The sequence below is a fragment of the Klebsiella ornithinolytica NBRC 105727 = ATCC 31898 genome (genome assembly GCF_001598295.1).
In the GTDB taxonomy this organism is placed as follows: Bacteria; Pseudomonadota; Gammaproteobacteria; order Enterobacterales; family Enterobacteriaceae; genus Klebsiella; species Klebsiella ornithinolytica.
The window spans coordinates 23,806-37,422 of sequence record NZ_BCYR01000008.1; the positions used below are offsets into that span (position 1 = coordinate 23,806).

General features: G+C 54.5%; 9 protein-coding genes and 1 tRNA gene. 2 read left to right on the forward strand and 8 right to left on the reverse strand.

Annotated elements, in window-relative coordinates; translation table 11 throughout:
* Window positions 1–157: 157 nt before the first annotated feature.
* Both ROR01S_RS16130 and ROR01S_RS16135 read right to left on the reverse strand, forming a co-directional pair.
* The gene (locus ROR01S_RS16130; RefSeq protein WP_227520596.1) at window positions 158–1,045 is read right to left on the reverse strand and encodes a hypothetical protein; all 888 of its coding nucleotides are present in this window, start codon (window positions 1,043–1,045) and stop codon (window positions 158–160) included.
* 308 nt (window positions 1,046–1,353) lie between these two features.
* Window positions 1,354–1,448: transfer RNA gene (locus ROR01S_RS16135), tRNA-Sec, on the reverse strand.
* A 337-nt stretch (window positions 1,449–1,785) separates the two neighbouring features.
* On the opposite strand from ROR01S_RS16135, the gene ROR01S_RS16140 reads away from it, so the two are divergent.
* Window positions 1,786–2,523 (forward strand): MurR/RpiR family transcriptional regulator, encoded by a 738-nt coding sequence (locus ROR01S_RS16140; RefSeq protein WP_004869009.1) that lies wholly within the window; start codon window positions 1,786–1,788, stop codon window positions 2,521–2,523.
* Window positions 2,524–2,615: 92 nt separating this feature from the next.
* On the opposite strand, the gene ROR01S_RS16145 is transcribed toward ROR01S_RS16140, so the two are convergent.
* From ROR01S_RS16145 to ROR01S_RS16160, 4 genes are all read right to left on the reverse strand, one after another.
* The gene (locus ROR01S_RS16145) at window positions 2,616–3,995 is read right to left on the reverse strand and encodes a family 4 glycosyl hydrolase (RefSeq protein WP_004869008.1); all 1,380 of its coding nucleotides are present in this window, start codon (window positions 3,993–3,995) and stop codon (window positions 2,616–2,618) included.
* Window positions 3,996–4,008: 13 nt separating this feature from the next.
* The gene (locus tag ROR01S_RS16150; protein ID WP_015585509.1) at window positions 4,009–5,568 is read right to left on the reverse strand and encodes a PTS transporter subunit EIIC; all 1,560 of its coding nucleotides are present in this window, start codon (window positions 5,566–5,568) and stop codon (window positions 4,009–4,011) included.
* Between the two features lie 227 nt (window positions 5,569–5,795).
* Window positions 5,796–7,511, reverse strand: a complete 1,716-nt coding sequence (locus tag ROR01S_RS16155; protein WP_064356574.1) for an AsmA family protein — start codon at window positions 7,509–7,511, stop codon at window positions 5,796–5,798.
* A 152-nt stretch (window positions 7,512–7,663) separates the two neighbouring features.
* Entirely contained in the window at window positions 7,664–9,055 is a 1,392-nt protein-coding gene (locus ROR01S_RS16160) for a nucleobase:cation symporter-2 family protein (protein WP_004869002.1), read from the reverse strand.
* Window positions 9,056–9,341: 286 nt separating this feature from the next.
* On the opposite strand from ROR01S_RS16160, the gene gltS reads away from it, so the two are divergent.
* A complete protein-coding gene (gene gltS, locus ROR01S_RS16165) occupies window positions 9,342–10,544 on the forward strand; it encodes a sodium/glutamate symporter (RefSeq protein WP_004868999.1) in 1,203 nt (400 codons plus the stop codon).
* Window positions 10,545–10,730: 186 nt separating this feature from the next.
* On the opposite strand, the gene glpK is transcribed toward gltS, so the two are convergent.
* Window positions 10,731–12,236, reverse strand: a complete 1,506-nt coding sequence (gene glpK / locus ROR01S_RS16170) for a glycerol kinase GlpK (protein ID WP_004868997.1) — start codon at window positions 12,234–12,236, stop codon at window positions 10,731–10,733.
* Between the two features lie 21 nt (window positions 12,237–12,257).
* A complete protein-coding gene (locus ROR01S_RS16175; RefSeq protein ID WP_004868993.1) occupies window positions 12,258–13,103 on the reverse strand; it encodes an MIP/aquaporin family protein in 846 nt (281 codons plus the stop codon).
* Window positions 13,104–13,617: the final 514 nt, after the last annotated feature.

Below are 13,617 nucleotides of genomic sequence, written 5' to 3' on the forward strand. Positions count from 1 at the left end.
GATGCATTCATTAGAATTTATTCGACCTCAGGCATCTCCTGATGTTTGAAGCCGTGAGACGCTAACATCAAGAGCAGACCGATGTGAGAAAGGTAAGACGATGAGTATGCGCAGCAATCAGGGATTCTCACCAGTATGAGAATGCCCTTTTCCAATATCAGCTTATTGCACCTAATGTACATTCAACTTTTGATTTTATCTCCGCGGCATCTTTCTTGCTGACTTCAATAAAGCCCTGCGCATCATATGGCACTTGCCTTGTTTGCTCGTCTTTAAACACCTGCGGGCTAATATCTATCCATGCTTTATCTTTCAGTTTTCTGGCATAGAAAGACAACTCATGATTGTTATAGGTAATTTTTGCCAATACTTTGCCTTGAGCTGTCCTGAAATCGCTATAGCAAACCGCCTTATTATCCAGTGTTATTTTGGTCGGGTCTGCAGGAGTGAGTTTTGGCGGGGTTGGTGTTTGGGTGCTCAGTTGCTGATTTCTGACCAGCGCAGCGCCAGAATGTTTACCATTGTCGTAGCAGATGGAGCCAATGGCCAGAAAGAGAGCAAGCGTAATGATGGATTGTAGCCAAAATCTATTGCCCGCTTTCTCTAATTTAGCTTGTTGTTCTTTCACCTTTGCATTCAGGTTAAGAACTTCTCTGGCTAATTCCCGGCTTTCTACCTGGACCGTCGCTAAAGCCTCTATGCTCTTATTTGCTGCCTTCAGATTGTTAGTCGCGATGGCGTATTGATCGCGTAAGTTTGAGAGTTTTAACGCATTCAGATCGGCTTCTCTTTTGCACTGTATCGCAACACGTTTAGTCTGGTGGAGATCGTCTTCAAGAGCGTTAATTTTACGCTTCAGCCCGTTAACTTCTGCTGTGTTATCCGCATGCCGATCCTCGTCTTCATCGACTTTCAGACGCAGCAAATCAGCAGGATTAATCCCGAGTTTTTGCATATTTGCTGCCGCCATTTTTAAGGCGGTGGCTGCTTCATTGGCACTACTATTATGAAGTGCAGAGCTAATAAGTTTCTTTATTCTTTTCATTTATATGGTTGGGATATATTTTTACAACATTTTACGCTTTTAAATTTTTTGGATAAGGTCGGTTTGATCAAAAAACAACGCAATCTCTAGACGAATCCTATAACCGGCAATGAAGGAAGAACGCATCAAATAATACGATTCATCACCAGGAACGAAGGCAATGCGCGACATCCTGTTCTGGGTTTGGCGAGCGTTGCAGATGATGGTGTACTTTTTGCGCGGATGTCAGCAACCATCGATGGTCGCCTATGGACGATAGTTTTCTTCGCGTATTTTTTAATGAGAAAGTGACGAACGGGGGAGCATTTTGGCGGAAGATCACAGGAGTTGAACCTGCCCGGGACCGCTGGCGGCCCCAACTGGATTTGAAGTCCAGCCACCTCACCGGAGATGACGATCTTCCGCGCCTCGATTGCTACATGGAGGCGGGGCGCATTATAGCTACTTTCAGGCATTTACCACATACCTGAACGCACTTTTTTACTGTTAAAACTGGACTTTACAGAACAGTCTGACACAAACCCTCGTAAAATCCGCGGGTTACACTTTTATATTTTTTCTGCGAGGGCGATCTGGCAGGAAAAAACGACGCTGGAGAGATACGCAGCCGCCACCTTACGTCTCAGCCAGCAGGGCGCATGCATGCCATGTCGCTATTCGCCCTTTCCTGCCAGTGAGTTCCCCCACAGACACTCTTGCCGTTTGGTGGTAGCGTAATCTGCCGCTGAGAGGAGCCCGCCATGGACTTAGAAAATATCTTTCGTGACGTCAAGCTGAGCAAAACGGAAATGACCGTGCTGCGTTTTATCCAGAATGACCCTGAGCAGTGTGTGCGGGAAGGTATCCGCAGCGTCGCTGAGCGCTGCTATAGCAACCCCTCCTCGCTGGTGCGGCTGGCGAAGAAACTGAAGTTCAGCGGCTGGCTGGAGCTGGTCTATTTTATTAAATTCAATATCACCATGCCGAAACTCGATGTCACCAACGACATCGACTACATGAGTATTCAGCCGACAGAGCGGCTGGCGCCGCTGCTGGAAAGCCTGCAGCAGCACCGCATCCTGGTTCACGGCAGCGGCTTCTCGCAGCTGATCGCGCAATATATTTATAATAAGTTTCTGGTGACCGGCGTAAACGCCAGCCTCGCGCTGTGGCCGGATTATGAAATTCTCGAGCAAAAAAACGCCGCCAAATTTGACTCCATCTGGATCGTCTCAAAATCCGGGCGCAGCAGCTCGGCTCTGAACTGGGTTAAGGCGCTGGAAGGGAAAGAGATTAATCTGGTCTGCTTTACCGGCGATTATCAAAGCCCGTTGGCGCAGGCGGCGGATACCGCATTTATTATTCATGACCCGCAGAAGTTCGACGATGATATTTACTGGAGCAACCCGTTTTTTGGCTACTGCATATTAGGTTTTGAACGATTGCTGAAGATGTGGTTCATCGAAATGCGAAAAGAGACGCTGACTCCCCCGGTATGACTGGCTATTGATTCAGGCGCCCCGCTGAGAGAAAGCGGGGAAAGCCCGGGAGCCGATGTTCCCGGGCAAGTGCAGGTTTTCTTCGTTACCGACTATTGCCAGTCGGCGAACTGCGCCTCGTCGAGATAGGCCTCGACAAGGGCTTTGGCCAGCGAAAAAGAGCCGATCAGCGGGTGCGCCATTAATGCGCGTATCGCCAGGGATTTATCGCGCTGCAAAATGGCCGCCACTGCCAGCCGCTCATACTCTTTCACGCTGGCAATCATGTTCTTCTGCGCTGTCGGTACGTGCGCTGGCGTCACCGGTTTTAAGCCGTCTCTGCTCAGATCGCAGCTGATCTCAATCACATCGTCAGGACGCAAGAAATCGAGAGTGCCATTATTGGGCATAGAGACCACGATTCGTTTGGTGGTGCGGCTGTTGACCGCCTCCAGAATATCCAGCGCTACCCCGGCGTAGCCGCCGGTATCCGGCTCCTCGATAAACTGGCGCAGGGTTAACGGTTCGCGGGTATGGAATTTCTCCTGCTGTGACTCGTTCTGCATGTAGCTATTTTCCCGGCGCAGGTAGTGCGTCATCCACAGAGAAAACGCCGCCTGCGGATCGGCTTTCACATCAATGCCGCGCAGCGCGTCCCGCATATCGCGATTGATACGGGCAATCTGCTCGCCGCGTGTTTCGTCCGCGTCCTGAATCGCTTTTAACGCCACCTCGCGATAATAGTAATAATAGAGGTACTCGTTGAGTAATTGCTTATCACACAGCTGAACCAGCTCCGGCGAGAAATACTGCATCGCCGTTTTACGGTATAAATCCGGATTGGCGATCAGGCGTTCGGTCACCTCTTCCCCACGCACGGTAATGTGGGTAAACCAGGAAAAATGGTTCAGCCCGTAGCACTCGACGCTGAGATCGCGCTCGTCGCAGCCGAGAATCTCGGGCAGTTCGCGAATCAGCTCCGACGGCGCATCGCAAATACCGTACACGCGGCGCTTAAAGCCGGACTTGATGATCGCCTCGGTGACCAGCCCCGATGGGTTGGTAAAGTTAAACAGGATCGCATCCTCGGCGGCATGCTCTTCGATCAGGCGACAGTAGTTGAGGATCGCCGGGATCGAACGCATCGCCATGGCAAAGCCGCCCGCGCCGGTAGTCTCCTGGCCTAAGGTATTATGCTCAAGCGCAATACGCTCATCGCGAATACGACTCTCATCGCCGCCAACCCGCAGGGTGGTAATCACATAATTTGTGCCTTTCAGCGCAGCGACCGGATCGGTGGTCGTACTGAACGCAATATCCGGACGAATCGTATTAAACACGTAACGGGCAATTTCACCAAACAGGGCCAGATTATCTTCCGAGCTGTCCAGAAATACGACTTCCGTTAAACCTATGCGGTGGGCATTATAAGCCAGAGATTTCGCCAGAAATGCAGAGCGAACGCCGCCCCCGCCTAATACGGTTAATTTCATACATCACTCCCAATTAATTTTCTGCCAGCCAGCTATCAACTCGGGAACGAACCTGTCCCACTTTGACGCCATAAATAACCTGAACTTCATTACGATTTCGTACGACGCCATTAGCACCGGTGCTTTTCAATATGAGATCATCAACCAAATCCATATTTTTAATTACCACGCGCAGGCGAGTGAAACAGTTGTCGACCGAAATAATATTTTCTTTGCCGCCGAGGCCACTAATAATCTCATCGGTCACCGACTGCGGATTACCGACCTTTTTACGATAATCTGCTTTGCTGTAGAGCTTCACGTTATCGTCGTCTTCACGGCCCGGTGTTTTTAAATTCAGCTTCACCACCAGGGTGCGGAAAATAACGTAATAAACGGCGAACTGACCGATACCGATAAGTACATACCCAGGCCAGCGCGTTAATGAGACCGGCAGCGGCAGGTTGTAAATCAGGAATTCGATAAGCCCGGATGCGCCCCACGGCCGAACGGTAAAGATGTCACAAACCGCTTGTGACGCGGCGGTCAGGGTGGCGTGAATCACCCAGAGCAGCGGCGACACGAACAGGAAGGTGAACTCAATCGGCTCCGTAATACCGGTGAGCATTGAGGTAATAATGGCGGGCAGCAGAATCGCCTTAGCCATCATTTTTTTCTCCGGTTTCGCCGTGTGATAAAAGGCCAGCGATGCGCCAGCGAGGCCGAAAATCGTGGTCATCCCCTGCTGCGAGAAACGTAGCGCATCGTTCATGACCGGGGTCAGATCCGGGTGGCGCATATAGGCGAGGAAAATCGCCTGGGTACCGGAAACGACCTGCCCGTCAACGTTTAGCGTACCGCCGATTTGCGTGAGCTGGAACGGTGACCAGACAAAATGGTGCAGGCCGGTGGGGATGAGGAATTTTTCAAAGAAGCCATAAACGAAAACCCCCGCCACGCCGGCATTTTTCATAAATCCGGTTAACGCTCCAATACCGTGGGTCATAAACGGCCAGATCCAGGTGAAGGCGATGGCATAGAAAATCACCACCGGAGTCATGGCGACCAGGGTCAGCTTGGCGCCGCCGTACATTGACAGCGCGCCGGGTAGTTCGATGTTCGAAACTTTGTTATGCACCCAGGCGATGGTACAGCCGAGGATAATGCCGAGGAACACCCCCATATCGACGACCACAAAACCGAGCAGTTGCGTCTGACCGGTGCCGTAATATTCGCCATTAATTTTTTCGGCGATGCCGTGGGTATGTTCCAGCCACGAATGGTTGGCGCCCAGAAACATAATAAAACACATCACTGAAACCAGTGCGACTTCTGTTTTTTTATCTTTCGCCAGTCCATAACTAATACCGACGCAAAAAAGTAATCCAAGATTGCCAAACAGCGGCCAGAACGTATCACCGAGTAATTGTCCTAGCTGATGTAAAAAACTGGTTTCAGAAATTAATGTCGGGTTGGTTAAGACAGAACTGAGTGCCAGAATCAGGCCAATGACGGGCAAGAACAAGACTGCACCGATCATTGCTCTGGAGAATTTTTGCATATTCTCCAGAATACGTTGACGTATTGCGGACATAGTCGTTCCTTTATTTTTATATTTACATAGGGTTTTTAATTGTTATCTCTACTTCCAGTATTTTGTTTATAGCAACTCCGATCTTTGAAAGAAACAGGTTGCGGGAAATAGGTACAGATAGCCGCAAAATGCACACAGGTTTCGCAGAGAGAAAGGAGTGCCTGAGGGGCCGATGGACGAAGAGCAGAGCGAGGCCCTCTCTCCGGCGAAGAGAGGGCGGAGGGCGATTACGGTGCTGGCGGGGGAGCGATCGGCTGAGCCGGCTCGCTGTTTAGCTGGCCGTTGCGCATTACTTGCGCAACCTGCTGTTTCTCCATATTCACCGCGCTGAGCTGGCCGTTAACCGTCGGTTTCAGCGGTGCATCGGCCTGCACGCTGCCGCTGGCGGTCAGCTGGAAATTACCGTCGCCGGAAACCGGCAGGGCGGGCCAGCCCCAGGCCTGCAGAATGTTCAGCGGTACGCCGCGGCCGTTCAGGCTCAGCGTGACCTGGCGCTGGGGAAGCTGCGACACCGCGGCGGTGGCCTGCAGAATACCGCGCTCGGTAAAGGCGCTAAGCTCGGTAATGTTGACCGTTGAGGCGTTGGCGCTGAGCTTGAGCGACGGGCGCCGGACGTCAACGCGATTAAACGTGGCGGCGGCGGCGTTCAGCGTTGCGCTGCCGCTCCATACGCCCCAGCGTCGATCCTTCACCAGCTGCAGCTCGCCGCCGTAACCGTCAAGGGCGGTGATCTGCCACGGGAACGTGGGGTCGATATCGATAACCAGGTTGCGGCTGGCGCTGAATTTCTTCAGCGTCAGGCTTTCCAGCCACGTGGGCAGCGACTCCATCCACAGCTGTTTCCAGTTTTCCGGCAGGGTATATTCCAGCCCGGCAAAGGCGGTGTCATCCAACACCAGCGCGTTACCCGCGCGCAGCCAGTTGCCAGAAGTCCGTACCATTCCGCCTTCCCAACGTGAGGTGAACTGGCGCAGCGCGATGCCCTGTGGGGAAAATTCGGCATTGGCGATGGGATCAAGCAGATGCAGCGATCCGTTAATAAATTCGCTGGCGTTCATCGACAGCGTGCCGTCATCGCTTTGCCATCCGCCCTGGCTCAGGGTCAGGTTGCGCAGATTAAGGTCGAGATCCGTCACCGCCCAGTCCGGCCCCTGCAAACGGGCGTCGGTCACGTCGAGACGGCCAATTTGCAGTGAAGGGACGCTGGTCAGCGGGGTAAAGAATTCTGTCAGCGATTTATCGCTCTGCAGGCGAATTTCGTTGAGCTGCAGATTATCAACCCGCCAGCTGCCGTCGGCGCTGCGTTTGGCGTTGCCGGTGAGCGTTCCGCGGGCAATATCGGCGCCCAGCGTGGATAACGTCACTTCACCATTATCAAGGCTTCCCTGGATCAGCACGTTACTGGCATCCACGCCGTTCAGGGTCAGCGAGCCTGCGCTCATCTGAATCTGCGCTTTTTTCCCCAGTACGTTGCCTGCTTCCGGCGCCCACGGGCTGACGCCGCCGGTTACCCGCTGCGCGCTCAGGTCCCAGCCGGTTTCCGGGCTGTTAAACGCCATATTGCGCAACTGCAGACGATCGGCGGCAAAGGGTAAAGAAGCGGAGGACGGCGAGAGATTTAACGTCCCGTCGCTCAGCACAATCTCGTCGGCGTGCAGCGGATCGCTGAACTGGCGGGTACTGAAGCCAATATCCACCGTTTTAGCGACCAGCGTCGGCGGTTTGCCGTCGCGCCCGAAAGTGACATTTTGCAGTTGCAGGTGGAGAGGTGAAGAGAAACTGTGATCCATCGCGTCGAAGGAGACCTGCCAGCCGGTGCCCTCGCTCAGCCAGGCGCTGGCCTGACGCGAGCCCCAGTGGGTCTGTAGCAGGAACCAGGCGGCAACGATGACGACCAGCAGGGCGGTCAGCAGCCAGAGAATCAACTTTCCAGGAAATTTCATGGTCTTACATCCTGAGCGAGGCACATAAGGCTGTTATGCCCGAATTATGCGCAATCCTCAAGACAGGAATTGTGTAATCAGATGATGTGAGGGGCCAGGAGGGTCAGACTTCAGGCTGCCCCGGCCGCGCGCGACCGGGGAGCGGGGGAGAATCAGCTTTTCTCTGGCGGGAAGACCAGATTCAGCACAATCGCCGTAATACCGCCGGCGGCAATCCCTGAGGAGAGCAGGTTCTTCAGCCAGTCGGGGGCAAACTGCAGGATCAGCGGCTGCTGGGAGACGCCGAGGCCCACTGCCAGCGACAGGGCGATAATCAGAATCGCACGGCGGTTCAGCGGTTCGCGGGAGACGATACGTACCCCGGATGCGGCGATAGTACCGAACATTACCAGCGTTGCGCCGCCGAGCACCGGTTCCGGAATATGCTGGACAAAGCCGCTGACCGCCGGGAACAGGCCCAGCACGATCAGCATCAGCGCCACCACGAAGCCGACATAGCGGCTGGCGACACCGGTCAACTGAATCACGCCGTTATTCTGGCCGAAGCAGGAGTTCGGGAAGGTATTAAAGACGGCGGAGACAAAGGAGTTCAGGCCGTTAGCCAGCACGCCGCCTTTCAGGCGCTTCATATACAGCGGACCGGAGACCGGCTGTTCCGACACGTCAGACGTGGCGGTGATATCGCCGATGGTTTCCAGCGAGGTGATCATAAAGACCAGCATCAGCGGCAGCAGCAGGCTCCAGTCGATGCCCAGACCGTAATAGAGCGGGGTGGGCACGGTAATCAGACTGTCGTTCGCCGGTGCGCTGTTGGCCGGCAGCATATCGAGCAGCCAGGCCGCCAGATAACCTGCCGCCATGGCGATCACCAGCGACGCGATACGCAGATACGGGTTGCGCTGGCGGTTAAGAATAATGATTAGCGCCAGAACGATACCCGCCAGCAGCAGGTTTTTCGGCGCGCCGAAGGTATGGTCGGCCATGGCCGAGTAGCCACCGCCAATGGAGGTCAGCCCGACCTGAATCAGCGACAGGCCGATAATCATCACCACGACCCCGGAGACCAGCGGGGTAATAACCCGTCGGGCCAGGTGCAGGACGCGCGAGATGACCATTTCCGTGCAGCTTGCCAGCATCAGGGTGCCGAACAGCGCGGCCATCATCGTCGGCACGTCGGCGCCACCGGTTTTCAGCGCGGTACCGCCCATAATAAGCGGGGCGACGAAGTTAAAGCTGGTGCCCTGAATCGAGAGCAGCCCGGAACCGACCGGTCCCCAGGCTTTAATCTGAATGATGGATGCCACACCGGAGGCGAACAGCGACATACTGATGATGTGCTGAGTGTCCTGAGCCGGAAGGCCCAGTGCCTGACAGATTAACAGCGCCGGCGTGATGACCGCGACAAACATCGCCAGCAGATGCTGAAAGGCGGCGAACAGGGTTTGCGGCAGCGGCGGGCGGTCTTCGAGGCGGTAGATTAATTCGCTGGTTGTTTTATGCGCAACCGGTTGCGCAGCTTCTGACTCGGCGGTGTTAACGGACATCACAAACAATCCCAAGGTGGCAAAGCGGGAATTTTATCGGACTGTAGTACAAAAGCAAACGTTTGCCAGCGTTTGCTGAGAAATATTTATACAACTAACCGGGGGGGGACATTAATTAACATTTTGTATGCTTGATCGCATCAATATCAAAACAAAATATCTTTTCCTGTCATTTTTTGCGCGGTTCTGCTTAAAATCCCCGTCCGATTCCTCAAGATGAGAAGTAATCGACACCGGGAATACCGACGCGTGTGAATGGATCATGCGCCTTTAAGGAGCTCTTTTTATGTTTCATCTCGATACCTTATCGACGCTCGTTGCCGCAACATTGGTGCTGCTGTTGGGCAGACAACTCGTGCAGAATGTCCCCTTCCTGAAAAAATACACCATCCCTGAACCCGTTGCGGGCGGCCTGCTGGTGGCGCTGGCGCTGCTGGTGCTGAAAAAAAGCATGGGTTGGGAAATCGACTTTGATATGAGTCTGAAAGACCCGCTGATGATGGCGTTCTTTGCGACCATCGGTCTGAACGCAAACCTCTCCAGCCTGCGGGCCGGCGGCAAAGTGGTGGGTACCTTCCTGATTGTGGTGGTGGGACTGCTGCTGCTGCAAAACGCCCTCGGCATCGGGATGGCGAAGCTGTTAGGACTGGACCCGCTGATGGGGCTGCTGGCTGGCTCCATTACCCTGTCTGGCGGCCATGGCACCGGCGCCGCGTGGAGTAAGCTGTTTGTTGAACGCTACGGCTTTGCCAACGCCACCGAAGTCGCAATGGCGTGCGCCACCTTTGGTCTGGTGCTGGGTGGGTTGATTGGCGGCCCGGTGGCGCGCTATCTGGTTAAACACTCTTCTTCACCGGACGGAACGCCGGATGATCAGCTGGCGCCAACCGCCTTCGAAAAACCGGATATGGGCCGCATGATCACCTCGCTGGTGCTGATTGAGAGCATCGCCTTAATCGCCATCTGCCTGACGGTAGGGAGGGTGGTTGCGCAACTGCTGACGGGCACCGTCTTTGAACTGCCCACTTTTGTCTGCGTACTGTTTATCGGGGTGATCCTCAGCAACGGTCTGGCGCTGTTAGGTTTCTATCGCGTGTTTGAGCGTGCGGTATCGGTGCTGGGCAACGTTAGCCTGTCGCTGTTCCTCGCCATGGCTCTGATGAGCCTGAAGCTGTGGGAGCTGGCTTCGCTGGCGCTGCCGATGCTGGCGATCCTCGCGGTCCAGACGGTGGCGATGGCGCTGTATGCCATCTTCGTAACCTATCGCATGATGGGGAAAAACTATGATGCCGCGGTACTGGCTGCCGGGCACTGTGGTTTTGGTCTCGGGGCGACGCCGACGGCGATTGCCAATATGCAGGCCATTACCGACCGCTTTGGCCCGTCTCATATGGCGTTTCTGGTGGTGCCGATGGTCGGCGCGTTCTTTATTGATATCGTGAATGCGCTGGTGATTAAGCTGTATCTGCTGTTGCCGATATTCGGCTGAATCCCCGCCGTCTTTCAGGCCACAGGTGCGTTGACTGCGTTTGCTTGCCCCGGTCACATCGTTATCTATGTGACCGGGGATGCATGCACTTGTCGCCTTCCAGTGACCCGAAATCCATTGGGGATTGCCGGATAAAGGTCTGTCGCCCGGTCAACGTTGCGCCACCGGGCAGTCCTGTGGTCGCGGTTACTCGTGTTCTTCCCACGCCAGCGCGCGTTTCACCGCTTTTTTCCAGCCGTTGTAGCGGTAGTTACGCTCGGTAGTTTCGATACCCGGGCGGAACTCGCGCTCAATCACCGCTTTCTCCTGCAGCTCATCCAGATTTTGCCAGAAGCCAACGGCCAGACCTGCGAGGTAAGCGGCGCCCAGCGCCGTCACTTCACGTACTTCCGGACGTTCTACGCGGGTGCCGAGAATATCGGACTGGAACTGCATCAGGAAGTTGTTGGCCACGGCACCGCCGTCGACGCGCAGGGCGTGCAGACGAATCCCTGAATCTGCCTGCATAGCTTCCAGTACATCGCGTGTCTGATAGGCAATAGACTCCAGCGTGGCGCGAATAATATGGTTGGCGTTCACCCCGCGGGTCAGGCCAAAGATGGCGCCGCGCGCATACGGGTCCCAGTAAGGCGCACCGAGACCGGTAAAGGCCGGAACCACATACACGCCGTTGGTATCTTTCACTTTAGTGGCAAAATATTCGGAATCGAAGGCGTCGTTGATCAGCTTCATTTCATCGCGCAGCCACTGAATCGAGGCGCCGGCCATGAATACTGCGCCTTCCAGCGCATAGTTCACTTCCCCACGTGGGCCGCAGCCGATAGTGGTCAGCAGGCCATGCGTTGAGGTTACCGCTTTTTCCCCGGTATTCATCAGCATAAAGCAGCCGGTGCCGTAGGTGTTTTTTGCCATCCCTTCTTTGACGCACAGCTGGCCAAACAGCGCCGCCTGCTGGTCACCGGCGATACCGGCGATAGGAATACGCGTGCCGCCTTTACCACCGATGTTGGTTTGACCGTATACCTCGGAAGACTTGCGCACTTCCGGCAGCATCGCGCGCGGAATATCCAGCGCCTCCAGCATTTTGTCGTCCCAGTCCAGCTCGTGGATGTTGAACAACATGGTACGCGAGGCGTTGGTGTAGTCGGTCACGTGGACGCGGCCCTGGGTCATTTTCCATACCAGCCAGGTATCCACGGTTCCGAACAGCAGTTCGCCGCGTTTTGCCCGCTCGCGGGCGCCTTCCACGTGATCGAGAATCCATTTTACTTTGGTACCGGAGAAGTACGGGTCAACCACCAGGCCGGTGGCCTTGCGAATGTACTCTTCCATGCCGTCACGTTTGAGCTGTTCACAGATCTCTGCGGTACGACGGCACTGCCAGACGATAGCGTTATAGATCGGTTTACCGGTTTCCCGCTCCCACACAATGGCGGTTTCACGTTGGTTGGTGATCCCGATTGCGGCGATCTCGTCGGAGCTAATATCGGCTTTTGCCAGCACTTCAACCAGCGTGGAGCTTTGCGACGCCCAGATCTCCATCGGGTCATGCTCAACCCAGCCTGGATGCGGATAAATTTGTTCAAATTCTCGCTGAGAAACGCTGACGATATTGGCATCGTGATCCATCACAACGGCCCGGGAGCTGGTGGTGCCCTGGTCGAGCGCAACGATATATTTTTTGTCGGTCATAGTATGAGTCCCGTAGTCAGATTACAGCGAAGCGTTGTGTTGCGTAGTCGAGGTGCTTTCTTTCTCTTCCTCGACACAGGTGTCGCAAGGCAGATGGCGGCCGATCAACTTACGATAGCTGAACGCGCCCAGCGCGGCGCCCACCACCGGTGCGCACAGCGGCACCAGGAAATAAGGAATATCTTTACCGCCGGTGAAGGCGACGTCACCCCAGCCGGCAAGCCAGGCGAACGTTTTTGGTCCAAGGTCGCGAGCCGGGTTCATGGCAAATCCGGTCAGCGGTCCCATAGATGCGCCGATAACCGCAATTAACAGGCCGATCAGGAGCGGCGCCAGCGGGCCACGCGGAATCCCATTACCGTCATCAGTCAGTGCCAGGATAACGCCCATCAGGATAGCGGTAATCACCATTTCTACCGCGAAAGCCTGCACAAAATTGATATGTGGGTTCGGGTAAGTGGAGAAAATACCGGCCAGCTCAAGACTTTCGACGCTGCCGCGCACCATATTGTGGCTGTGTTCGAAATCGAAGAAAAGATTGTAGTAAAGCCCGTAAACTAACGCCGCTGCGCAAAAGGCGCCTGCGAATTGAGAAATGATAAAAGGAACAACTTTACGCCCGTCGAAGCAGGCAAACAGCCACAATGCGATAGTGACAGCCGGGTTAAGGTGTGCGCCGGATACGCCCGCGGTCAGGTAGATAGCCATGGCCACCCCCAGACCCCAGATGATGCTGATTTCCCACTGACCGAAGCTGGCTCCCGCAACTTTGAGCGCCGCGACGCACCCAACGCCGAAAAAGATCAACAACCCGGTACCTAGGAACTCTGCGATGCACTGGCCTTTTAATGTTGATGTTTGGCTCATATCGAATCCTGAAGCGAAGTGGTGATTATTGTATGTATGAAGGTCGTAGACGACCACGCTGCCTTGTAGGCATAGTGTTAATTTATCGTTAACGAACAAAAACGAGAAATATCGAAATATAAATGTGTGTGCTGCGTCAAGAAAATGAGCGTTTTCGCGCCATAAACGCGTGTTGTGACACATTTTCCCCGCATTTCCGGCGGATTTTGTTAACCCATTGATTAACAATTGCCGGATAACTTCCACAGAAACGCGCCGAATGCGCCAGGTAAAGACTGAAAAGTGTTGCAAACCGCAATCTGCGCGGGTTGTCGCTGGACAGGGAAGGCGGGGATTCATACAATCGACTGCATGACCACTGTAGTGCGCTTATTTTCGTTAAGGCGTCACCGCGTAGGTACACAACATCATTCGGGATGTGTCAAAACGGCAAGCGAATGAATCCTCGCCGCTTACTTCGGTAAGTGTTCGGGAAGAACCCGCTAACGCAGAAGCAGCTTGAAGGACGACGTGT

Excerpts from the sequence above, each read along its gene's own strand:
- ROR01S_RS16175 (WP_004868993.1), bottom strand. The coding sequence starts at position 13,103 with ATGAGCCAAACATCAACATTAAAAGGCCAGTGCATCGCAGAGTTCCTA.
- ROR01S_RS16150 (WP_015585509.1), bottom strand. The coding sequence starts at position 5,568 with ATGTCCGCAATACGTCAACGTATTCTGGAGAATATGCAAAAATTCTCC.
- ROR01S_RS16140 (WP_004869009.1), top strand. The coding sequence starts at position 1,786 with ATGGACTTAGAAAATATCTTTCGTGACGTCAAGCTGAGCAAAACGGAA.
- glpK (WP_004868997.1), bottom strand. The coding sequence starts at position 12,236 with ATGACCGACAAAAAATATATCGTTGCGCTCGACCAGGGCACCACCAGC.
- ROR01S_RS16155 (WP_064356574.1), bottom strand. The coding sequence starts at position 7,511 with ATGAAATTTCCTGGAAAGTTGATTCTCTGGCTGCTGACCGCCCTGCTG.
- ROR01S_RS16130 (WP_227520596.1), bottom strand. The coding sequence starts at position 1,045 with ATGAAAAGAATAAAGAAACTTATTAGCTCTGCACTTCATAATAGTAGT.
- ROR01S_RS16145 (WP_004869008.1), bottom strand. The coding sequence starts at position 3,995 with ATGAAATTAACCGTATTAGGCGGGGGCGGCGTTCGCTCTGCATTTCTG.
- gltS (WP_004868999.1), top strand. The coding sequence starts at position 9,342 with ATGTTTCATCTCGATACCTTATCGACGCTCGTTGCCGCAACATTGGTG.
- ROR01S_RS16160 (WP_004869002.1), bottom strand. The coding sequence starts at position 9,055 with ATGTCCGTTAACACCGCCGAGTCAGAAGCTGCGCAACCGGTTGCGCAT.